The organism is Thermomicrobiales bacterium (genome assembly GCA_023954495.1).
Classification (GTDB): Bacteria; Chloroflexota; Chloroflexia; order Thermomicrobiales; family CFX8; genus JAMLIA01.
The window spans coordinates 1-21,763 of the sequence record JAMLIA010000036.1 but is presented as its reverse complement, the minus strand read 5'-3'; the positions used below and the strand labels follow the sequence as shown (position 1 = coordinate 21,763).

The 21,763-nt window shown below is 64.3% G+C and carries 16 protein-coding genes; 8 read left to right on the top strand and 8 right to left on the bottom strand.

Annotated elements, in window-relative coordinates; translation table 11 throughout:
- The first annotated feature begins 28 nt into the window (after positions 1 to 28).
- On the top strand, positions 29 to 3,193 hold the full coding sequence (locus tag M9890_08720) for a glycosyl hydrolase (protein ID MCO5177034.1): 3,165 nt from the start codon (positions 29 to 31) through the stop codon (positions 3,191 to 3,193).
- A 319-nt stretch (positions 3,194 to 3,512) separates the two neighbouring features.
- Here the strand turns inward: M9890_08720 and M9890_08715 are convergent, their stop codons facing one another.
- From M9890_08715 to M9890_08685, 7 genes are all read right to left on the bottom strand, one after another.
- Positions 3,513 to 4,418 (bottom strand): ABC transporter permease, encoded by a 906-nt coding sequence (locus tag M9890_08715; protein ID MCO5177033.1) that lies wholly within the window; start codon positions 4,416 to 4,418, stop codon positions 3,513 to 3,515.
- Positions 4,419 to 4,435: 17 nt separating this feature from the next.
- A complete protein-coding gene (locus M9890_08710) occupies positions 4,436 to 5,401 on the bottom strand; it encodes an ABC transporter permease (GenBank protein MCO5177032.1) in 966 nt (321 codons plus the stop codon).
- Positions 5,402 to 5,517: 116 nt separating this feature from the next.
- The gene (locus M9890_08705) at positions 5,518 to 7,266 is read right to left on the bottom strand and encodes an ABC transporter substrate-binding protein (GenBank protein MCO5177031.1); all 1,749 of its coding nucleotides are present in this window, start codon (positions 7,264 to 7,266) and stop codon (positions 5,518 to 5,520) included.
- A gap of 200 nt (positions 7,267 to 7,466) precedes the next feature.
- On the bottom strand, positions 7,467 to 8,570 hold the full coding sequence (locus M9890_08700; protein ID MCO5177030.1) for a Xaa-Pro peptidase family protein: 1,104 nt from the start codon (positions 8,568 to 8,570) through the stop codon (positions 7,467 to 7,469).
- A 114-nt stretch (positions 8,571 to 8,684) separates the two neighbouring features.
- Positions 8,685 to 10,304 (bottom strand): DNA mismatch repair endonuclease MutL, encoded by a 1,620-nt coding sequence (mutL, locus tag M9890_08695; protein MCO5177029.1) that lies wholly within the window; start codon positions 10,302 to 10,304, stop codon positions 8,685 to 8,687.
- Entirely contained in the window at positions 10,304 to 12,862 is a 2,559-nt protein-coding gene (gene mutS, locus M9890_08690; GenBank protein MCO5177028.1) for a DNA mismatch repair protein MutS, read from the bottom strand. The genes mutL and mutS overlap by 1 nt, the downstream gene beginning before the upstream one ends.
- A 105-nt stretch (positions 12,863 to 12,967) precedes the next feature.
- On the bottom strand, positions 12,968 to 13,747 hold the full coding sequence (locus M9890_08685; GenBank protein MCO5177027.1) for a fumarylacetoacetate hydrolase family protein: 780 nt from the start codon (positions 13,745 to 13,747) through the stop codon (positions 12,968 to 12,970).
- 158 nt (positions 13,748 to 13,905) lie between these two features.
- Between M9890_08685 and ggt the strand changes: the two genes are divergently transcribed.
- Entirely contained in the window at positions 13,906 to 15,486 is a 1,581-nt protein-coding gene (gene ggt / locus M9890_08680) for a gamma-glutamyltransferase (GenBank protein MCO5177026.1), read from the top strand.
- Positions 15,440 to 15,913, top strand: a complete 474-nt coding sequence (locus M9890_08675; protein MCO5177025.1) for a hypothetical protein — start codon at positions 15,440 to 15,442, stop codon at positions 15,911 to 15,913. The genes ggt and M9890_08675 overlap by 47 nt, the downstream gene beginning before the upstream one ends.
- A gap of 7 nt (positions 15,914 to 15,920) precedes the next feature.
- Here M9890_08675 and M9890_08670 read toward each other — a convergent pair whose 3' ends face one another.
- Entirely contained in the window at positions 15,921 to 16,454 is a 534-nt protein-coding gene (locus M9890_08670; protein MCO5177024.1) for a DUF3090 domain-containing protein, read from the bottom strand.
- 142 nt (positions 16,455 to 16,596) lie between these two features.
- Here M9890_08670 and M9890_08665 point away from each other — a divergent pair, with 142 nt between their 5' ends.
- The 5 genes from M9890_08665 to M9890_08645 all read left to right on the top strand — a co-directional run.
- Positions 16,597 to 17,823 carry a M20 family metallopeptidase gene (locus M9890_08665; protein MCO5177023.1) on the top strand — a complete coding sequence of 409 codons (1,227 nt, stop codon included), beginning with the start codon at positions 16,597 to 16,599 and terminating at the stop codon, positions 17,821 to 17,823.
- Positions 17,823 to 18,794: a 2-dehydropantoate 2-reductase gene (locus M9890_08660; GenBank protein MCO5177022.1), complete on the top strand. Its 972-nt coding sequence runs from the start codon at positions 17,823 to 17,825 to the stop codon at positions 18,792 to 18,794. The genes M9890_08665 and M9890_08660 overlap by 1 nt, the downstream gene beginning before the upstream one ends.
- Entirely contained in the window at positions 18,787 to 19,647 is an 861-nt protein-coding gene (panB, locus tag M9890_08655) for a 3-methyl-2-oxobutanoate hydroxymethyltransferase (GenBank protein MCO5177021.1), read from the top strand. Before M9890_08660 ends, panB begins: the two co-directional genes overlap by 8 nt.
- A gap of 423 nt (positions 19,648 to 20,070) precedes the next feature.
- Positions 20,071 to 21,387 carry a glycoside hydrolase family 5 protein gene (locus M9890_08650; GenBank protein MCO5177020.1) on the top strand — a complete coding sequence of 439 codons (1,317 nt, stop codon included), beginning with the start codon at positions 20,071 to 20,073 and terminating at the stop codon, positions 21,385 to 21,387.
- Positions 21,388 to 21,459: 72 nt separating this feature from the next.
- The coding region (locus tag M9890_08645; protein ID MCO5177019.1) for a hypothetical protein at positions 21,460 to 21,763 on the top strand (304 nt) is incomplete at its 3' end.

Below are 21,763 nucleotides of genomic sequence, written 5' to 3'. Positions count from 1 at the left end.
GGGTGACACCGATGGGAGGATTTCACTCATGTCTAATGTTCATGATCTTGTTGCGGGCTTGCAGTGGCGGCAGGCGGGGCCGTTCCGCGGCGGTCGAAGTGTCGCTGTCGCTGGCCACACCAGCCAGCCGATGACGTACTACTTCGGTGCCTGCTCCGGAGGGGTCTGGAAGACCGAAGACGGCGGCGCTTCGTGGCTGAACGTGTCCGATGGCTATTTCCGGACCGCCTCGGTTGGCGCAGTTGCCGTTGCCGAATCTGCTCCCAACGTTGTCTACGCTGGCATGGGTGAATCGTGCATCCGGGGCAACGTCTCCCACGGTGATGGGGTCTATCGGTCCGACGATGCCGGTGTGTCCTGGCGGCACCTGGGACTGGAGACGACCCGCCATATTGCTCGCGTCCGCGTCCACCCAACCAACCCCGATCACGCCTATGTCGCCGCGTTCGGCCACACCTTTGGTCCGCATGAGGATCGCGGCGTCTACCGCACGCTCGACGGCGGCGCGACCTGGGAGAAGATTCTGTACCGCGACGAGCGCACCGGTGCTTGCGACCTCTCGATGGATGCCACCAACCCGCGCACGCTCTACACCGCGATGTGGGAGGCACAGCGCTCGCCGTGGTCACTCGTTTCGGGCGGACCGGGGAGCGGCATCTTCAAGACGACCGACGGCGGCGACAGCTGGATCGAGCTGACCGACAACCCCGGTCTGCCGCAGGGCCTCAAGGGTCGCATCGGCGTCACCGTCTCTCCCGCTCGTCCGCAGCGCGTCTGGGCCATCGTCGAGGCGCAGGACGGCGGCCTCTTCCGCTCCGACAACGGCGGCGACACCTGGACTCGCGTCAGCGACAACCCGGAGTTGCGTCAGCGTCCCTGGTACTACATGCATATCTTCGCTGACCCGGTCGATCCCGATACGGTCTACGTCCTGAATCTCGGCATGTGGAAGTCAACCGACGCCGGTTCCAGCTTCATCCAGATTCCGACGCCGCACGGCGACAATCACGATCTCTGGATCGATCCGGCCAATCCAAAGCGGATGGTCGAGGCCAACGATGGCGGGGCCTGCGTCTCTTTCGATGGCGGCGTGACCTGGTCAAGCATCTACAATCAGCCGACTGCCCAGCTTTATCACGTCACCACCGACACTCAGTTCCCCTACCGCATCTACGGCGCTCAGCAGGACAACACCACGATCACGATCCCGAGCTACTCCGATCGTGGCGCGATTACGGAAGACGACACCTGGCCAGTCGGCGGCGGCGAATCCGGCTACATTGCCGTGCGCCCCGATGACCCCGACATCATCTTTGCCGGCAGCTACGCGACGCGGATGACGCGTTACGACCACGGCGCGCGCCAGGAGGTGGACATCACCGTCTGGCCAGAGGACCCGATCGGCTACGGCGCTGAGGCGATGAAGTATCGCTTCCAGTGGACCTTCCCGATCGTCCTCTCGCCGCACGACCCCGATGTCCTGTACGTCACCGGCAACCACGTTTTCCGCTCAACCAACGGCGGCCAGCAATTTACGCCGATCAGCCCTGACCTGACGCGCGGCGATCCCGAGACACTTGGCCCATCCGGCGGGCCAATCACCAAGGACAACGTCAGCACCGAGTACTACGGAACGATCTTCGCCTTCGCCGAGTCCCCGGTTCAGGCCGGCGTCCTCTGGGCTGGCTCGGACGACGGCCGTATCAACGTCTCGCGCGACGGCGGCGAGAGCTGGGCCGACGTCACCCCGAACGAATTGCCCGACTGGTCACTGATCAACATCATCGATGCCTCCCCGCATGACCCGGCCACCGCCTGGGTCGCCGCGACCCGCTACAAGCTGGATGATTTTCGGCCCTACCTGCTGCGCACGACCGACTTTGGTGCGACCTGGCAGCTCATCACCAGCGGTATCCCGGATGGCGACTTTACGCGGGTGATACGCGAGGACCCGTCCGCGCCGGGGCTGCTCTACGCTGGAACCGAGACCGGCCTCTATGCATCATGGGACGCCGGCGACAGTTGGCAGCAACTCTCAGGCGGGGTTGGCGGAAATGGCCGGCGCGCGCTACCAGTCGTCCCGATCCACGACCTGATCGTGCACGACAACAGCCTCGTCATTGGCACGCACGGGCGCTCCTTCTGGCTGCTCGACGATCTCGCACCGATCCGCGAGTGGAAGTCCGCAGCGGGCGACGCCGTGGTCAGGCTGTTCCCGATTCAGACGACATACCGAATCAAGCCGCCCAACTCATGGGGGCGCGCCGACACCGTCGGATACAAGGACTACATCACCACCGGCGGTAGCCAGGTGATGGGTATCGTCCGCGCCGCCGAGGACGGCGGTACCCGCATCGAGCTGCTCGATGCCGGCGAGAATCCGGCCCTCGGTGTTACGGTCTACTACGCCCTCGCCGGTGAGAAGCCGGCCGAGGATGTCGCACTCAGCTTCTGGACTGCCGAGGGCGAGCAGATCCGGCGCTTTGCGCTAGCCGACGATCAGTCGAAACTGCCCGCCGACATGCGGCTGCGCGCTGCACCGGGCCTGTATCGCTTCGTCTGGGACATGCGCTATCCGGACGCAATGAAGATTGAAGGCGCTGCGCTCTCGCTCTATTGGGGCGGCAGTACGATCGGCCCCGTCGTTGCCCCCGGCCACTACGAGGCTCGGCTCGAGGTTGGCGGCAACATGTATCGCCAGCCGTTCGAGGTCAAGCGTGATCCGCGCGTCAGCGCCAGTGACGACGACCTCGTCGCCCAGCGCGACCTGCTGCTGCAGATCCGCGACAAGCTGGGCGCTGTCCACGAGGCGGTGCTCGCGAGTCGCAAGCTGCGCGAGCAGATCGATACCTGGGCGAGCCGCCTGCACGATGCCGGCAAGGGCGATCTCGTCCCGGCGTTGGAGCAGGCCAGCGAGCAGCTGCTGGCGGCCGAGGGCGAACTGGTCGAGTCGCGCTCGAAAGGCGCGGCCGACTCGTTCAACTTCCCGCCGAAGGTCAACTCGAAGCTCGCCTCGTTGCAAGGCACCGTCGCCTACGGCGACTCCCGCCCGCCTCAGCAGACATACGACGTCTTTGAAGTTCTGGCGGTCCAGGCCGACGAGAACCTCGCTGCGTTGCAGGCGGTTGTCGATTCGGTGACGAAGGATCTCAACGACAAGATTGCAGCCTCCGGCATCCCGGCTATCGGGTAGAACGGCGGTTGATAGGGTTATTAGCGCCAAGGAATCGAGCAATATGGCGCTGCGGCCGCTCCCGTATCCTGTCGTGTGGAGTAGTCTGTCAACGCCAACCTGTCTATGCGACAGCGCTCTCCTCGTCCTGTCATTTCGAGCGCGCACGCGAGAAATCTCTCCCCCGTTGGACTAGGTCGAACGGGTGGGAGATCTCTCACTGCGGTTCGAGATGACAGAGAAAGGGAAGGCTTCCTATCCGACAATGACACTGTACTCAACATCACGGGAGGGGCCGGCGTAACCAGTTGGCTCGCTCGTCGTCTCTATCTAGCTGCTCTCACCGCCGGCGTTGGCGTGGGTCGAATGCATCGCGCAAGCCATCGCCAACGAGATTGAATGCGAGCGCGGTCATGAAGATCGCCAGACCGGGGAAGAACGTCAGCCACCACGCGCCGACGAGCAGCTCACGCTGGCCGTCCTGCAGCATGTTGCCCCACGACGGTGTAGGTATCTGCACACCGAGTCCGAGGTACGACAGACTGGCCTCCAACAGAATCGCATACGACAGCCAGAGCGTTGTCTCGACGATGATGATCGCCATCGCGTTCGGCATCAGATGCCGCATGATGATGCGGAATGGCGGTGCGCCAATCGTCCGCGCTGCGGTGACGTACTCCTGATCGCGCAGCGACAGGAACTGGCCGCGGATCAGGCGGGCTGCGCCGGGCCACGATGTGACGCCGATCACGATGACGGTCGTTTTCAGGCTGGGCCGGAACAATGCCGCTGCCGCGATCAGTAAGAGGATCTGCGGTATTGACAGAAGCACGTCGGTAAATCGCATCAAGATGCCATCGACCCAGCCACCGAAGTACCCGGCCAGCGCGCCGAACGACGTGCCGATCGTCATCACGATCGCGACCGCGACGAAGCCGACCGCCAGCGACACGCGCGAGCCGTAGACCAGCCGCGAGTAGGTGTCGCGCCCATTGCGGTCGGTGCCCAGCCAGTGCTCCGAAGAGGGCGGCAGGTTGCGCGCGCCTGGCGTGATCTCACGGTAGTCGTAGCGCTGAATGACCGGCGCAGCGATTGCCACCGCGTACATGAAGACGATGACTACCATGCCCGCGACCGCGAGCTTGTTCTGCATGAAGCGATGCAGCACAGGTCGCGAACGACTGCTGGCCTCGTGCTCTGGCTGTGCCTGATTCCTCAGCTCGCTGGTTGATTGCAGCTCTGCCACCTTCGCTCCGTCCGTGGCTACCGTGTCAGCGACACGCGCGGATCGACGACGACGTAGAGCAGGTCGACGATGAGGTTGACCATGATGACGAACGCCCCGGCGATGATGGTGACGCCGAGGATCACCGGATAGTCGCGCTGGGTAATCGCGTCATACGCCAGCGACCCAAGGCCCGGCCAGGCGAAGATCTTCTCGATGATGACCGAGCCGCCGAGGATGCGCGACACCTGCAGGCCGGTGACGGTGATCATCGGGATCAGCGCGTTGCGGAACCCGTGGCGGTAAAGCACCTTACGATCGCTCAGCCCCTTGGCGCGCGCCATCGTCATGTAGTCCTGATTGATGACTTCCAGCATCGCCGAACGCATGAATCGCGCGAAGTAGGCGACCGATGGAAACGCCAGCACCGCTACTGGCATAACCGAATACTTGACCTTGCCTAGCAGCGCGGCATTGTTGACGTCCGTACTGATCGCTGGCAGCCAGCCCAGCTTCACGCTCAGATAGAACTGCAGCAGGAGCGCTAGCCAGAAGTTCGGCAGCGCCAGCCCAATGAACGAGCCGACCGTTGTTGTGTTGTCGAGCAGACTGTACTGCCGCGTCGCCGAGAGAACGCCGAGCGGGATCGCGATCAGCAACGCGATGGCCAGCGACACGACCTGCAGAATGATCGTCGCGCTGGCTCGCTCCTTGATGAGTTCGAGAACAGGCTTTCCATTGAATGTGATCGCGCGTCCGAAGTCTCCGCGCGCCAACTTGCCAATGTAGATCACGTACTGCACCGGCAGCGGCTTATCCAGCCCGTAGTTCTTCCGGGCTTGCTCGATGAATGCCGGGTCGGTGTTGTCGGGCGAGATCATCGACTGAATCGGGTCGCCCGGCGCGATGTGGACGAGCCCGAACATCACCAGGCTGAGACCCAGCAAAAGAGGGATCGCTCCAAGAATGCGGCGGATTGCATAACGCAGGATTCCGCTCGACATAGGCGATCACCTCTCTCTGCATGTCTACAACAGTGGTATCCAGTGAGTGTCAAACCCGCTGCGGCCAATCGCGAGCACACCACGGTGCCCGCGATTGGCGATATGACGCAGGTGGATTACCCCTCAACGATGTAGACGTTCTCCAGCTCGGCGAACAGGCCGTTCGACAGGTTGCTGTCGACATAGCCCTGGAACTTCTTCTTGACGACGTGCAGGTACGGCCGATACCACGAGAACGTGGCCGGCATGTCCTCAACGAGGATCTGCTGGATCTGCGCGTAGAGATCCTTCTGCTCGTCGACATCTGTTGCCTGCCGTGCCTGATCGAACAGCGCATCCAGATCGGGGTTGCTGTAGCCCGAGTAGTTGGCTGAGCCGTCGGTCTGATAGTACGAGGCGAGATCGCCCGGATCGATGGTGATACCGGCACCGACCATCTGACTCTCGGCGACGTCGTAGGAGCGGTTGATGACCTGATCGACCGCCGTCGCGTATTCGATGACGACCGGCTCGATCTCCCAGCCCAGCTTGGAGAGCTGCGCCTGGGTGTAGGTCAGGAAGTCCTCGCGCAGGACGTTGCCCTGGTTGACCATGAATCGAATGCCAGACGGCGGCGTTCCTGCCTGATCGAGGAGTGTCTGCGCCTGATCCATGTCGAACGGATGCGGCTCCAGCGTGTTGTCGTACACGAAGTTACCGGGTGCGACCGGTCCGGTGCCCGGTGCGCCGAGGCCGTACAGCGAGTCCTGCGAGAACTGGTCCATATTCAGCGCGTAGGCGATCGCCTGTCGCACCTCCTTCTTGGCCAGATACTCGTTCTGGAAGTTGAAGATCCAGCCGTCTGGCGAGCCGAACGGCGGCACCAGCACTTCCAGATCCTCGTTGGCCTTCAATTGGTCAGCACCGGATGGGCTGGGATAGACGGAGCCGTCGATGTCGCCGGATAGCAGCGAGTTCACCAGCGCCTGCGAGTCGGTGATCGTGCGGTGCGTGAACTTGTCCAGGTAGGGCTTGCCCTCCTGATAGTAGTGCTCGTTGCGCTCGCCGACAAAGTCGCTGCCGACCGACCACGACACGAACTTGAACGGTCCTGCGCCGACCGGATTCTGGAAGAACGGATCGGTCGATGCCTTCGACAGGTCCTTGCCCTCCAGCAGGGCTTTCGGCAGCGGCCGGACGTAATAGAAGTTGAACAGAATTGAAGCGTCCGGCTCAGCCAGCGTCACTTCCAGCGTCGTCGGATCAACCACCTTGACACCGGAGACTTCGGTTGCCGAACCATCGGCGAACTCCTGCGCGCCCTCAATTGAGAACAGGCGCGACTGGCGCGGGCTGGCGTTGGCCGTATCGAGCATCGCCTGCAACGTGAAGGCAATGTCGTCAGCGGTCAGGTCCGAGCCATCGGAGAACTTGATGTTGTCATGCAGGGTGAAGGTGTAGGTCAGGTCGGCGACTTCCCACGATGCAGCGAGGCTGGGCTGCGGCTCGTAGGTCGCCGGGTCGAGCCGGACGAGCTGCTCGTAGATCAGGCTGCAGCGGAAGTAGTCCTCCGACTGGCTGGCGGCGATCGGGTTGATGGTGTTCGCCTCGCCGAGCGTGCCGATCAGGATGCTGCCACCCTGCGTCGGCGTGCCGCCGGACGCCTCCGGCGAGCCGGTCGTCTCCGTCTCGCCAGCCGATTCAGTCGCTTCACCGCCACCGGTTGACGAGGTTGCCTCGCCGGATGACGACGGGGTCGACGTTGCCTCTTCGTCGTCATCACCTCCGCAGGCGACGAGCAGCCCAACAGCTGATGCCGCAGCCCCTCCCAGAAACAGACGCCGGGACAACCGTTGGTACAGAGACGTCTTGAGCAGATCAGTCATAGATGGTCTCCCCATTGCTTGTTGCCCACGAGTGACGCATCGCCACCCGAAGGCATCGTTCCGTCAAGCTCCGCAGGGATACGTGTGGCGAAGAGATGCGTGAAGCACGTTGAACCGGCTTACGACTTCGCAAGGCGTATGCTGCTATTTCTGTATACGCCGATCTCCTGTGCATTGGCCGTACGGACGGTCTTCTCGGCCTACGACATCACCGTTAACTCGCGGTTGCTGTGGTTGATAACCTCGCCGCCATCCTCTCGCACGACGACTGAATCCTCGATCCGCACGCCAAACTTGCCGGGCAGGTAGATCCCCGGCTCATCGCTGAACACCATGCCGACGCGCAGCGGCAGATCGTTGCCTTCGACGAGGTACGGCTCCTCATGTCCGTCGAGACCGAGGCCGTGGCCCAGCCGGTGGATGAAGTACTCGCCATAGCCAGCATCAGTGATGATCTTGCGCGCGACTCGGTCCACATCCTGGCAGGTGTTGCCGAGCCGATACGCGCCAACTGCCTCGCGGTTCGCCTGCAGGACAGTCTCGTAGACCTTGCGGTACTCGTCGGTTGGCTCGCCGAGGAAGACGGTGCGGGTGACATCGGCGTGGTAATTATCGATCGTCCCGCCAAAGTCGAAGACAACCGCATCGCCCTCCTGCAGCACACGGTCGCCAGTCGAGTGATGCGGATTCGCCCCGTTCGGGCCGCTGGCGCAGATGCCGATGCCGGTAATGTCCAGCCCGTGCTTGCGCCGCAATTCGGTAAGCATCGTGGCCGCTTCTCGCTCAGTCTTGCCGATGATGCTGGCTGTGGTTGCGAATTCGTCCCAGGCGCGATCTGCTGCCGCCGCAGCAACGCGCAGCTTCTCGATCTCGTCCTCATCCTTCACCATCCGCAACTCGCGGATGATCGGCGTTGCGCTGCTATAGGTCGCGTTGGGGATAGCTTCGAGCATCCGAACGAGGAAGACGCTCCACATCTTGTCGCTGATCGCGACCTTCGGCTTCTCGATGCCGCTCAGCAGTTCGGCAACCAGATCGACCGGCTGGGCGGTCTCCGGCCAGGTGTGGATGCCAGCGATCGAGGCCTTGTCGGCGAACCGCGAATACTCCAGCTGCGGAACGACGACCTCCGGCCGACCGCTCTGCGGGATGATGACCAACGCCAGCCGCTCGCTCGCGTGGGATGGCCCGTCGAACATATAGATCATGTCGGAGGACGGGGAGATGAACAGAAAGTCGAGGCCGCGCTCGGCCATCAATTCCTGCGCTTTGGCGATACGGTGCGAAATACCACTCAGTTCCATGCCGTCCTCCTCTATGGCGTTGCCAAGCTTCGCAGCAACGAGTGTCGCGGGACGTCAACCTATCAGCGCTCTGATGCCGTGTCAACAGAAACAGACAAGGGCAAAGAGTGTCCCTTAGCGCCAGCCGAACTGGCGCTCCAGGAAGTCGTGATCGAGGTTGAGGACGATCGGCTGGCCGTGCGGGCAGGTCGCCGGTGTGCGCGTCTGCGTCAGCGCTTCAATGAGCGCGACGGCTGTTGTCGGCGACAGTGGCCGCCGCTTGCGCAGCGCAGCGTGGCAGGCTGCCGCCGCTGCGATGTCGTGCTTCGGCTCTGCAGACAACTGCGCCAGAACGTCCGGCAGGTCAGCAGGCTCCATGTCCACTGGAGCGGCGGTCACCAGGACATCGTCCAGCCCGAATTCGGTCCAGCGCCAGCCAGATAGCAGGGCGTCTGCCGTGCAGGCTTCGAGCGCCGACACGAACCGCGGAGGGATGGCGATGCGCACCGGCTCGTCCGCCTCAACCGACTCCCCGGCCATTAGCCGCTCGTAGATAACTCGCTCGTGGGCGCGGTGCTGGTCGATCAGCAACGTGCCGATCTCCGATTCGCAGACGATCAGCGTGTCGGCGATCTGCCCGACAACCCGCAGTGCCGGAAGCGATCCCGCCGGGATGTTGCGCGTCTGCCAGCCGTTGGCTGCGTAGTGGCCACGGTCTTCGGCCATCCCGCTACTGGTCAGCCGACCGAGGTCGAGCGCCAATGACCGCTGGCCACTGACGCTGTGGGCGGTTCGCCCGAGCATCGCCCGTAGTTCCCCAAACAGCGGTCCGGTGATCGCCGCGACATCGTGGATGGCAACGCGCTCCTTGGCCGGATGGACATTCGCGTCAACCCGCGCCGGGTCAACCTCAATGGTCAGAATGACGCGCGGCGTCCGCTGTCGTGGTAGTACCTCGGCGTAGGCGCGGGCGATGGCGCGCCGTAGCTCCGGCACGTCGCACAGCCGCCCATTGACCGACAGCAGGATACCGTCGCTCCGTCCGCTGGTCGGGTTCGGTCCGTCAGCCAGTCCCTGGATTCGCACGCCGTCGACGTCAAGAGGTCCGAGATCCAGCAGATGCCGTGCCTTGTCCCCTTCCAGCGTCATCAAGACGTTGCGCAGTCCGCCACCGGTCGTCAGCAGCACCATGCGGCCATCAACGCGGAGCACCCAGCTGACCTTCGGTCGGATCAGCGCTAGTTGCGTGATCAGCCGCCGAATGGCGCGAGCCTCGGTCACCGGCGTCGCTGCCTCGCGCCGTACCGGGTAGCGCGAGAAGAGCTGCCGGACGGTGACGGTCGTGCCGGTCTGACGTGCGAGCGGACTCAGCGCTCCGCCGCTCGTGAGCCGGAAGCCGACCTGCTCATCGGCGTGCCGCGTGCTGACCTCGACATCGCCGACCGCTGCCAGGCTGGCGAGCGCTTCGCCCCGGAAGCCGAGCGTCCTGACGGCGTCCAGCCCATCGGCGCTTGCCAGCTTGCTGGTTGCGTGGCGGGCGAAGAGGAGGTCCCCATCTTCCGCCGCGATGCCGTGCCCGTTGTCATGCACGACGATCAGATCGTAGCCGCCGGAGACGATCTCGATCTCCACCCGGGTGGAGTCGGCATCGAGCGCGTTGTCGATCAGCTCGCGGACGGCTGCGCGCGGCTGCGTAATCACCTCACCGGCGGCGATGCGCTGAACGAGCGCGGGCGGCAGAACGCGGATCGCCATCAGTCAGCCTGCGCGGCGCGCTGGTCTTCGGCGACGAGCAGCGCACGCGGCCCGATCGGCTCGTCATCTGCGGCGCGCAGGCGCTGCTGCCAGCTCGCCAGCAGGTTCAATGCAGCCAGCGGCGTCGTGTTGGCCAGGTCGACGGCCAGCACGTCATTGGCAACGCGCTCGCGCACCACGTCCGCCGCGCTTGATCTCGCAGCCTCGACGGTTGGGATCTGCCGCGTCATCTTGCCAAACGATGTCTGCGCGCGCTGAATGACCGACGTCGGCAAGCCGGCCAGCCGGGCGATTTCCAGCCCGAAGGCGGCCTCGGCGATGCCGGGGACGATCGCGTGCAGGAAGACCAGCCCGTCCGGATGTTGTTTGATCGCCGTCTGCAAAGCCACGACCCGGTTGTTCTCGGCGGCGATCTCCGCCAGCTCCCGAAAGTGCGTGGCGAACAGTGTCCGTGCGCCGACCCACTCGATCAGATGCTCGACCACCGCCCCGGCAATCGCGACGCCGTCCTCCGTACTTGTGCCACGTCCGATCTCGTCCAGCACAACCAGGGAGCGCTCGGTCGCGTGGTGCAGAATCGTCGCCGTCTCCAGCATCTCAACCATGAACGTCGACCGCCCGTTCGCCAGGTCATCGTGCGCGCCAATGCGGGTGAAGATGCGATCGACCAGCCCGATCCTTGCTCTGTCCGCCGGGACGAACGAGCCGATCTGCGCCAGAAAGACGATCAGCGCGACCTGCCGCAGCCAGGTCGATTTGCCGGCCATGTTCGGGCCGGTCAGGATGACAACCGGCGCGTCTTCGTTGAGCCGCGTGTCATTTGGCACGAACTCCCCGTACGGGAGCTGCCGTTCGACAATTGGATGCCGACCGCCTTCGATGTGCAGCACCGTCGAGTCGTCCAGCGCCGGCCGGACAAAGCGCTGCTCGACAGCGACTGTCGCGAGCGCGACTAGCGCGTCGATTGTCGCGAGCGCTGCCGCCGTCGTGCGAATGACGGCGACCGACTCGCCCAGCTCACGAACCAGCCGCGCAAACAGTTCTGACTCAAGCTCCGCCGCGCGCTCCTCGTTGGCGACAATGCGGCTCTCGGCCTCCTTGAGCGCCGGGGTGACGAAGCGCTCGGCGTTCGTCAGCGTCTGCTTGCGAATGTAGTCGGCCGGGGCTTTGTCGCGGTGCGCGCGGGTGATCTCCAGGTAGTAGCCGAATACCTTGTTGTAGCCGACCTTCAGCGTGCGAATGCCGGTGCGCTCGCGCTCGCTGCGCTCCATCGCGGCGATGCCGTCGCGGTCGCGGTCGATGGCGGCGTAGATCAGGTCGAGGCGGCGGTCGATGCCGGTGCGCAGCAGGCGCGACGATCCGTTATCGAGCTCGGCGCGAATGCGGTCGCGAACATCTGGGAGCGCGGCGATGTCGGCGGCCAGCTCGACCAGAAGTGTCGACTCGGCCCGCCCCCGCAGGACTGCGCGCACCCGTTCGGCACCGTCGAGCGTGTCCGCCAGCGCCAGCAACTCATTCGCCCGCGCCGCACCGGTCGCGACCCGAGCCGCCAGCCGCTCCAGATCAAGCAACCCGCTCAGCGCCTTCGCGACGCCGGACCTCAGCGGCGTATCGCCGACCAGCTCCTCGACGGCGTCCAGCCGTCGGCCAAGCGCGTCGCGATCCAGCAGCGGTCGATTGAGCAGCGCGCGGAGACGGCGTGCTCCCGGTGCAGTGTGCGTGCGGTTCAGCAAACCGAACAGATCGTGGCGCTCGCGCGAGCGCAGGTCAATCTCCAGGTTCAGCCGCGTCTGCCGATCCAGCACCATGATGCCGTCGGTCTGGTACGGCAGCGGTGCTTCCAGCGCCTTTAGCAGGGCAGGCTGGCCGCGCTCAAGATAGGTGATGAGGACGGCGACCGCCAGCGCTGCGGCGGGACGGATCGGCTCGCAACCCGGGAAACGGCTCTCCAGTAGTCGCGTCGCGGCGTCGATCGTCCACTCGCCAGCGATTGGCCGGATGGCGATGCGGGTATCGATCTCGAGGTCGTCCGCCTCCGGACCGACAATCTCGGCCGGGTCCAGTTGGTCAACAAAGGTGGCCAGCGCGGTTAGGTCGTCGACCGGCAAGGCGCGGTACTCGCATGCGCCAGTTGAGACGTCGACCCAGGCCAGCCCGACCAGCGCGCCGTGCACAACCAGAGATAGCAGCAGGTTCGGTCGTCCGGCATCGAGCAGGGCAGGGTCGTCGATCGTGCCGGACGAGAGCACGCGAGTGATACCGCGCTCGACGAGACCCTTACCCGGCTCCGAGAGCTGCTCGCAGATCGCCAGTCGGTAACCCGCGCGCAGGAAGCGTCGCAGATAGCCGTTCAGCGCGTGGTAGGGAATGCCGGCCATCGGCACGCGACCGGCTCGGCCGAACTCGCGCGATGTCAACGTGATGCCAAGGACGCGCGCAGCCGTGTGCGCGTCCTCGTCGAACATCTCGTAAAAGTCGCCCATGCGATACAGCAGGATCGCGTCCGGCTGCTCGGCCTTCAATTGCAGATACTGCTGGCGTGCTGGAGTGATGACCATGACCGCTCTGCGCTCCCCTGTGACGAGGGATCAGTATAGCCGCGCGATGACAGTTGGTCACAGGGCATGGCGCGCAATGCGCGACGCCAATTACCAGCAGCGCGCTTAGATAAAGATGATCTCCAATGCCTGCTCCTCGCCGATTTGCAGGTGGAATGCATCGCCACGATTGACCGGGATGGCGCGTCCGAGGGAGCCGGAGAGGATCCAGTCGCCCGCTTGCAGGGTCTCGCCGTAGCTGCTGAGTGTCGCCGCCAGCCAGGCGACGGCGCTGGCTGGGTGGCCGAGGCTGTCCGCGCCGGTGCCGGTGACCACGACCTCGCCGTTCTGCTGCAACGTCATCGGCACGTCACGCAGGTCGCCACGTAGCATCCCCTGCCCCCATTGCCCGATCGTGAACGCGCCGAAGGAGGCGTTGTCGGCGATAGTGTCGATCACCTGAAAGTCGCGGCGCTCGAAGCGACTGTCGACGATCTCAAACGACGGGGCAACTGCTTCGGTGGCAGCGAGAACCTCTTCGATCGACACCTCACCGCTCAGCGGTGATTTCAGCAGGAAGGCGATCTCACCCTCGATGCGTGGCTGCAGGAACAGACTCGTCTCGATTTCGGCGTGGCCGTTGGTGGCGGCAACGTGGCGTGATGCCCAGAGGCGGCCGAAATCGGGTCGGTCGAAGCCGGCCTGCTCCTGCATCGCCTTGCTTGTCAGACCGATCTTGCGGCCGACAACTCGCTCGCCCGCAGCCTCGCGCAGAGCGTTCCAGCGGCTCTGCACCGCGTAGGCATCGTCAATGGTCGCCATCCCGGCGCTCCGGCTCAGCGGCTGGATCAGCTCGCGGGTCCTCCATGCCTGCTCAAGGCGCTCTGCCGCAGATGTGTAGTCCATCGTGACCTTCATTTCTGTACGTTCGTCACGCCGCAGTGGTGCGCAGTTCGGGTGCAAGGTATGCGCTCATTATCCCCGCAATTGTCCTGTCCGCATCTCTCCGGTAGCATCGCCGTGGACAGAGTGATGATGAGCTGGGAGTTTGGGGAGGCTTCGACGTGACAGGACGACCGACGACGTGGGCGACGAACGGGGTAGTTGCATCACCGCACTATCTCGCCAGCCAGGCGGGTTTGCGCATTTTGCAGGAGGGCGGCAACGCTGTCGACGCGGCGATCGCCGCCAATGCCGTGCTGAACGTGCTCTATCCGCATCAGTGCCATACCGGCGGCGACCTCTTCGCCATGATCTGGCACCCGGGCGAGCGTCGGATGTTCGGCCTGAATTCGTCCGGCCCGGCACCGGCTGGCATGAGCCTCGACTATCTCCACGCCGCTGGGCACGATGAGATCCCCGAGCGCGGCGGTCTGACCGTCACCGTGCCGGGGACGGTCGGCGGCTGGGCGGCGCTGCAGGATCGCTTCGGTTCGCGTTCGCTCGATCGCGTGCTGGCCAGCGCCGTCATGTACGCCCGCGATGGTGCGCCGGTCGCCAACAACTTCGCCGAAGCGTGCGTGCGCCTGCGTGATGTCGTTGAGGGTCACCCGGGTACACAGGCCGTCTTTGGCGGACCGAAGCGGACAGGCGACATCATGCGCCAACCGGCGCTGGCGAAGACGCTGGAGCGCATCGGCATCGAAGGCGCGCGCGCGTTCTATGAGGGCGACGTCGCGGCGGACATGGTTGCCACACTGCAGGACGCAGGCTCAGCGATCACGCTCGACGATTTCGCGGCGTTCGAGCCGGAGTGGGTCGAGCCGATCTCAACGTCGTATCGCGGCTACGACATCGTCGAGATGCCGCCCAACACGCAGGGACCGACGGTGCTGCTGATGGCCAACATCGTCGAGGGCTGGCCGGTGGCCGAGTTTGGCCACACGACCGGCAAGGGCATCCACGCCTGGGTCGAAGCCAAGCTGAAGGCGTTCGCTCATCGCGACCAATACGTTGCCGATCCGCGCATGGCCGACCCGCAGGTCGCCCAGTTCCTCGACAAGGAAGTCGCAGCGCGGATGCGCGCCGAGATTGATCTTGAGCGCACCAGCCTGGAGGGTGGTGATTTCCAGGACGGCGATACGGTTTACCTCTGCGTTGTCGATCGCGACGGCATGGCCGTCTCGCTGATCCAGAGCGTCTACAACAACTTCGGTTCGGGCGTGCTCGCGCCAGGTGCGGGCGTGCTGTTCCACAATCGCGGTCGCGGCTTCTCGGTTGACCCGCAGCATCTGAATTTCTTGCAGCCCGGCAAGCGCCCGTATCACACGCTGATCCCGGCCATGCTGATGCGTGACGGCCAGCCGGAGTGGGTCTTCGGCACGATGGGCGCTGATGCGCAGGCGCAGGTGCAACTGCAGATGCTGCTCGGCATGATCGACTTCGGTCTGGAGCCGCAGCAGGTCATTGAGACGCCGCGCTGGGTCTCCGGTGCCGACCCGGATCGCACGCGCTGGTTGCGCGTCGAGCCGCGCGTCGGGGCGGACACGATCGCCGATTTGCAGGCACGCGGCCACAATGTCGTCGTCGGCAATGAGTGGGATTCGGCGATGGGCCACGCGCATTGCATCCGCATAGATCGCGAGCGCGGCGTCTTCGGTGGCGCGTCCGATCCGCGTGCGGATGGAATCGCCGCCGGTTGGTGAGCGCGTGCGCACAGAGCTGACCGCCGAGGTTGCAGCGCCATCGCAGGTCATCCAGCGCCTTGTCTGGGAGATGGATGCCTGGCCGGGCCTGTTGCCGCATGTGCAGTCTGTCGAGCGCGAGCAGGCTGAGGTCTACCGCGTCCGTGCGACCTGGCGAGGCATCCCGCTCACGAGTCTCTTGCGGCGCGAACCGGATGATTCGAGCCACCGGATTGTGTTCCAGTGCAGCAGTGGGTTCGCACGCGGTTGTTACTTCTCGTGGGTCATCGATGAAATCAACGAGAGCCGGTGTGCTGTCCGGCTCTCGATCGAACGCAAGTCCCGTTTCGGGCTGGTCAATCTGATGATTGGCGATCTGGCGCGACAGACGCTGGCGATGGTGACGCTGCTGGCCGAGGCCGACGCGGCTGCGCACGCGCTCGCCTGAGCGGTCGCTAGACCGTCCCGAGCAGATGGGGGAAGTGGCCGTTGTCGTGCGGGCAGACGTGCCCATCGGGGCCGATCGGTGCGCCGCAGCGCGGGCAGGCCGGGCGGCCGGCCGCGACAACGGTCTCGATCTGCGTCGCCATCGTGCGAGCGCGCTGTAGCTCCAGCCGGACGACGAGACCCGGGGGATCTTCCTCTTCCGCCTCAATGTCATGGACGAAGAGCGTGATCCGCGAGCGTTCCTCGTCGAAGCCAACTGCCAACCGTCCGACGTGGAACTCGGCGCTGACGATCGGCGTCGGTCCGACCGGATCCGGCGCGATGTCGCTAACGCGCGCTGCGGCAACCCCGGCGGCCCGTAACTGGGCAATCATTTGCTCAAATGCCATACCGAGCGCCTGAAGCTGCTGCTTTTCCAGCCACAGCACAACGGTATCGGAGCCCGCTCCGAAGATCATGCGGAACGTTCGCTGACCCGGCTGACCTATCGCTTCCGCGTCCGAACGGTCGACATCATCAAAATCGAATCGTCGCTCTGCCAAGCTTTCTCTCCACCCTGGTGCCTATCGATTGATCACCATAATCAGTGTACTCGCAGGTGCCGTGCTACCATACCGCGAATTGTCGGACGGAATGAGGTGCGTCGCCCATGTCGCCGCGATTGAGACCATCCCAATGACTCCATTGGCAGATCGAATCACAGCCGCGCAGCACATGATTGATGACGAGGCGCTCGTTGAAACGCTCGCGCAACTGGTGCGTATCCGCAGCGTCTACGATCCTGCCCATCCCGACGGCAACGAGCGTGCCGCAGCTGACTTCATTTCCGCACTCCTCGAAAGCTGGAGCATGCACTACCGCCGTCGCGAGGTCGCGCCGAATCGTCCAAACCTTGTCGTCGACCTGCCGGGGCGCGCACCCGGACCGACGCTCGTCTTCGAGGGCCATACCGATGTCGTCACCGCCGGGGACCGCGCAGCCTGGTCGGTCGACCCATTCGGTGCGGCCATCGTCGATGGTCGACTCTACGGGCGTGGCGCGTGCGATATGAAGGGCGGCCTGGTGGCGATGCTGTTCGCCGCCCGGGCGTTGCAGCTCTCCGGCTGCGATTACGCCGGTTGTGTTCGCCTGGCGATCATGGTCGATGAAGAGGGCATGATGTCCGGCGCGAAGGCGTTCGTCGCGGACGGTGAGCTGGATGGCGTCGCCGCCGCGATCATCTGCGAGCCGGAAGGCGATCGCCTCTGTATCGCCCAGAAGGGCGCGCTTCGCGCTCGGGTGACGCTGCACGGTCGGATGGCGCATGGTTGCATGCCGGAGCAGGGCATCAATCCGGTTGCCGCGCTGGGCGAGGTTGTCGTTGAGTGTCGTCATCTTGAGCAGGAGGTTCGTGCCGCCAGTGTGCCGCACGCGCTGCTCGGTCATTTCTCGCTGACACCGACAGTTGCGCTGGCCGGCGAACCGGCGCAGGCCAACGTCATCCCGTCCGGCGCGGAGTTGCTGCTCGACGTCCGCACGACGGGGGAACACGATCACGCCGAGTTGCGCACACTGATTGCAGACCGTTTGCAGCAGGCCGCGCATCGCGTGCCCGGCGCAGGCATGGCGATCGAATGGCTCGATGATCGCCCCGCGACCGAGACGTCGCCCGATGCCCAGATCGTCGTCGCCGTCAGCGACGCGCACAAGGCTGAGACCGGCGAGGCGCCGCCGTTCGGTGGTGTTCCCGGTTCGACGGACGGTACGATCTTCTGGGCCGCCACGCGCGTTCCTCTTGTGACCTACGGTCCAGGCGCGACGACCCTGCCGCATCAGGCCGATGAGTGGGTCGCGCTCGACGAGGTTGTGCGCTACGCCCGGACGTATGTCGGGGCGGCGCTACGGTTCTTTGACCTTCAGGAGTCGGGATAATGCGGATTGTTGTCGTCGGCGCGGGAGCGATGGGTGGGCTGATCGGCACGCGGCTCGCCGTCACCGGACACAACGTCACCCTCTACGACACCTGGGACGAGCACATCGCCGCGATCGAGCGATCTGGCATGGTCATCACCGAATACGACGACTCGATCCTGCGCTACCGGATTCCCGCGACGACAACTCCACCGACTCTTGATGGTGTCGATCTGATTCTCGTCTTTGTCAAGAGCTATCACACGACGCAGGCGCTGCGGCCATTTGCCGGACATCTGCCGCAAGAGACATTCGTGCTGTCGCTACAGAACGGGCTCGGCAATCTTGATCTCATTCGCGCCGCGCTGCCCGGCCACGAGCGTGTCATTCTCGGCGTCACCGCCCACGGCGCGGCGCTGCTCGGTCCGGGACGTGTGCGCCATACCGGCAAGGGCGCGACGCTCATCGGCGATCCGGCGCAACCGGGCAACCGTCGCTTCGACCTGACGCCGATCAGCCGCGCGCTCACCCGCGCTGGCTTTGAGACGGCCGTCGCCGAGAACATCCACACCGCCATCTGGGACAAGCTGATCGTCAATGTCGCGATCAATGCGCTGACAGCGCTGACCGGACTGCGCAACGGTGAGCTGCTCGACGATCCGGACTTGCAGCCGGTCATCGCCCAGCTCGTCACCGAGGCGGTCAACGTGATGCAGGCCGCCGGCGTGCCGGTCGGCACGCACGACCATCTGGCCTACGCGCGCAAGGTTATGCGCGATACGGCGATGAACCGGTCGTCCATGCTGCAGGACGTGCGCAACGGGCGGCGAACCGAAATCGATGCGATTAACGGCGCAGTCACGCGCCTGGGCACGGAGCTGGGCGTCTCGACGCCGCTCAACCGTCTGCTGACGGTCCTTGTGCATAACCGCGAGCGTGCTGCCCAACGTGAGCAGCCGCAGTCGCCCGAGGAGGGAACACCAGATGGCTGAGACACAACGCGAGAAGATCACGGCCCCGGCATTGCGCGCGATGAAGGGGTCGGAGCGCATCGCGATGGTGACTGCTTACGACTATCCGACTGCGCGCGCCGTCGAAGCAGCCGGCCTCGACGCCATCCTCGTCGGTGATTCGCTCGGCATGATCGTGCTGGGCTATGAGTCCACGATTCCGGTGACGATGGATGACATGGTCCATCACACGCGCGCTGTCATGCGCGGCGTCGAGACGGTACATGTTGTCGCTGATCTGCCGTTCATGTCCTATCACGTCAGCAAAGCGCAGGCAGTCGAGAATGCCGGTCGGCTGATGAAGGAGGGCGGCGCGGACGCGATCAAGCTCGAAGGCGGCCGGGCGATGGCCGGGCGCATCGAAGCGATCGTGCGTTGCGGCATCCCGGTCATGGCGCACATCGGTCTGACACCGCAGGCTTCCGCCGCGCTGGGCGGCTTCAAGGTGCAGGGCCGCTCGCTCGATGCCGCTCGCGGCGTGATCGACGACGCGCTGGCGGTCGAAGCAGCCGGAGCGTACGCCGTCGTCGTCGAAGCCGTACCGCGCCAACTGGCCCGCATCATCTCATCGCGTCTGTCGATTCCGACGATCGGGATCGGTGCAGGTGTCGAGTGCGACGGCCAGGTGCTGGTTAATGGCGACCTGCTCGGCTCGTTCGATCGCTTCATCCCCCGCTTCGCCAAACGCTACGCCGACCTGGCGACCACCATGCGCGACGCCTTCGCCACCTACGCAGCCGAAGTGCGCGCAGGCCAGTTCCCTGAACAGGAACACGGCTTCGCTATGTCCCGCGAGGTAATCACTGCGCTGGAGGCCGATGGCGATGATGATTGATTTGAAGTGACTCGGTTCGCCGGCTGATAGAGTCGAGCAAAATATGATCGCGACGTTCCCGGAAATGTAGGGGCGTATTGCATACGCCCGTTCAGGTCATCGACCATCTCAGGGCGTGTTAAGTGCTCGGGTTTGGCCATTGTGTGGTCGTCTGCTAATCGGGCGTTCGTCACGTGTCAGCTTCGCCGTTGGCCCAGCCGGGTGTATGCAATACGCCTCTCCATTGGCGGCGACGATATACGCAATAGTTGAGTCAACGGCACAGCAAGCACATTGATTCACGACAGTTGCCGCCGGTTGCCGCGCTCACCACCCTCAGCCCGCGTCTCGCAGTCGGCAGGCTTCGGTATACTCCGGCGTCCGGTGGTGTACGGACAGCACCGGGCGTATGACTCGAAATTGAGCGTGGGGAGTCCCAATTTCATGTCGATCAAACTGCGTCGCGCCGCGCTAATTCTCTTCGCCGCGATGCTCCTGATTCCGGCAATAGCGGCCTGCGGCGGTGGAGGCGACGATCCGACTGCAACGGCTGAGCCGACCGTCGCTGAGCAGGCTTCGCCAGAAGCGACTGAGGCGGTTGAAGAAGCTACATCGACGACTGCTGCAGAGCCGACAACCGAGGCCACGGCAACCGAAGAAGCCGCCGAAGCAACCGAGCCTGCCGCGGCAACCGAAACGACCGCTGCTACGTCAGAGCCGGTTGATGCGCCGGTCGCGCCGGATGACGTTGCCTACGGTTTCAACGTCTTCGCCTGGGGCAACGAGACGGAAATCCAGCACAACGACGAGACGATTGCGCTCGTGCAGGATGCCGGCTTTAACTGGGTGCGCCTGCACTTCTACTGGGGCGCTATCCAGCGCGCGCCAGACTGGTGGGATCCGCTGCCGATCGACAACATCGTCGATCAGTACGCCGCCGCCGGTGTGAAAATCCTCGCGACGGTCTCGAATCCGCCCGACTGGGCCAGGGACCCGAGCGGCGAGCAGCTTGTCGGCAACGTCGCCGACTGGCAGAACTTCATGTTCTTCATGGCTGATCGCTACAAGGGCAAGGTGCAAGCCTGGGAGATCTGGAACGAGCAGAATCTCGCCAGCACGTTCGGCGGACAAGTCGATGTCGGCGAGTACGCCAATTTGCTGCAGGCCGGATACCAGGGCGTCAAGGCGGCAGATTCATCGGCGCTGGTCGTCTTCGGTGGCCTGACCCCTACCGGCGTCAACGATCCGACGATCGCGATCGACGATGTCGAATACTTGCGCGAGTTCTACGAATACCAGGGCGGGTCGTACACTGAGTACTTTGATGTCATGGGTATGCACGCCAACGCGACGAACAACGGGCCGGACCTGATGTACCCGGACAATCCGGGTACCGGCGACTGGTCGCAGGACGGCAGCTTTTACTTCCGTCGCGTCGAGCAGTTGCATGACCTGATGACCGAGTATGGCGATACGCGTCCGGCCTGGATCACCGAGTTCGGCTGGACGACCGCGAATCAGGCTGCCGGGTACGAGTACGGTGCGGATGTCAGCGAGGATCAGCAGGCCGAATACCTGGTGCGCGCATTCGAGATTGCCCGCACCGACTGGGCTGACTGGTGTGAGGGGTTGTTCGTCTGGAATCTGAACTTCTCAGTTGTCACCGAGCCGGACGATGAAAAGTACCCGTGGTCGGTCATCAATAGCGACTTCTCGCCACGACCAGCCTACGACGCGCTGCGAGCGATGCCGAAACCGTAGGTACGATCGAGGACGACAGTATGGGCGGCAGGACCCTGCCGCCCCATGCGTCGTCCTCGTGGATCTGATCGAGTGAGCTTCCAGACCGACCAGTTCCGCAGCGTCGCCCGGCGCGATACCGGCAATCGGCTACTCGCGCGGCTGCCGTGGCGCGAGATCGGGCTAACCGCGCTCGATGTCGCGCTGCTGGTAGTCTTTTGGCTTCTCTTCTTCCGCCCAATTCTCATCACGCGAGATCACTTCATCCCGTTCGACCTGATCGATCAGCACTACATGTTCCAGGCGTTCATCCACCGCGCGATGGCGGCGGGCCAATCGCCGTGGTGGACGCCGAATATCCTCAGCGGTTATCCGATCGTGGCCGATCCGCTGTCGG

What these genes read in the sequence shown, in the direction of transcription:
- panB (MCO5177021.1), top strand. Translation starts at nt 18,787, where the DNA reads ATGGCTGAGACACAACGCGAGAAGATCACGGCCCCGGCATTGCGCGCG.
- M9890_08650 (MCO5177020.1), top strand. Translation starts at nt 20,071, where the DNA reads ATGTCGATCAAACTGCGTCGCGCCGCGCTAATTCTCTTCGCCGCGATG.
- M9890_08720 (MCO5177034.1), top strand. Translation starts at nt 29, where the DNA reads ATGTCTAATGTTCATGATCTTGTTGCGGGCTTGCAGTGGCGGCAGGCG.
- mutS (MCO5177028.1), bottom strand. Translation starts at nt 12,862, where the DNA reads ATGGTCATCACTCCAGCACGCCAGCAGTATCTGCAATTGAAGGCCGAG.
- M9890_08660 (MCO5177022.1), top strand. Translation starts at nt 17,823, where the DNA reads ATGCGGATTGTTGTCGTCGGCGCGGGAGCGATGGGTGGGCTGATCGGC.
- M9890_08705 (MCO5177031.1), bottom strand. Translation starts at nt 7,266, where the DNA reads ATGACTGATCTGCTCAAGACGTCTCTGTACCAACGGTTGTCCCGGCGT.
- mutL (MCO5177029.1), bottom strand. Translation starts at nt 10,304, where the DNA reads ATGGCGATCCGCGTTCTGCCGCCCGCGCTCGTTCAGCGCATCGCCGCC.
- M9890_08685 (MCO5177027.1), bottom strand. Translation starts at nt 13,747, where the DNA reads ATGGACTACACATCTGCGGCAGAGCGCCTTGAGCAGGCATGGAGGACC.
- M9890_08700 (MCO5177030.1), bottom strand. Translation starts at nt 8,570, where the DNA reads ATGGAACTGAGTGGTATTTCGCACCGTATCGCCAAAGCGCAGGAATTG.
- M9890_08710 (MCO5177032.1), bottom strand. Translation starts at nt 5,401, where the DNA reads ATGTCGAGCGGAATCCTGCGTTATGCAATCCGCCGCATTCTTGGAGCG.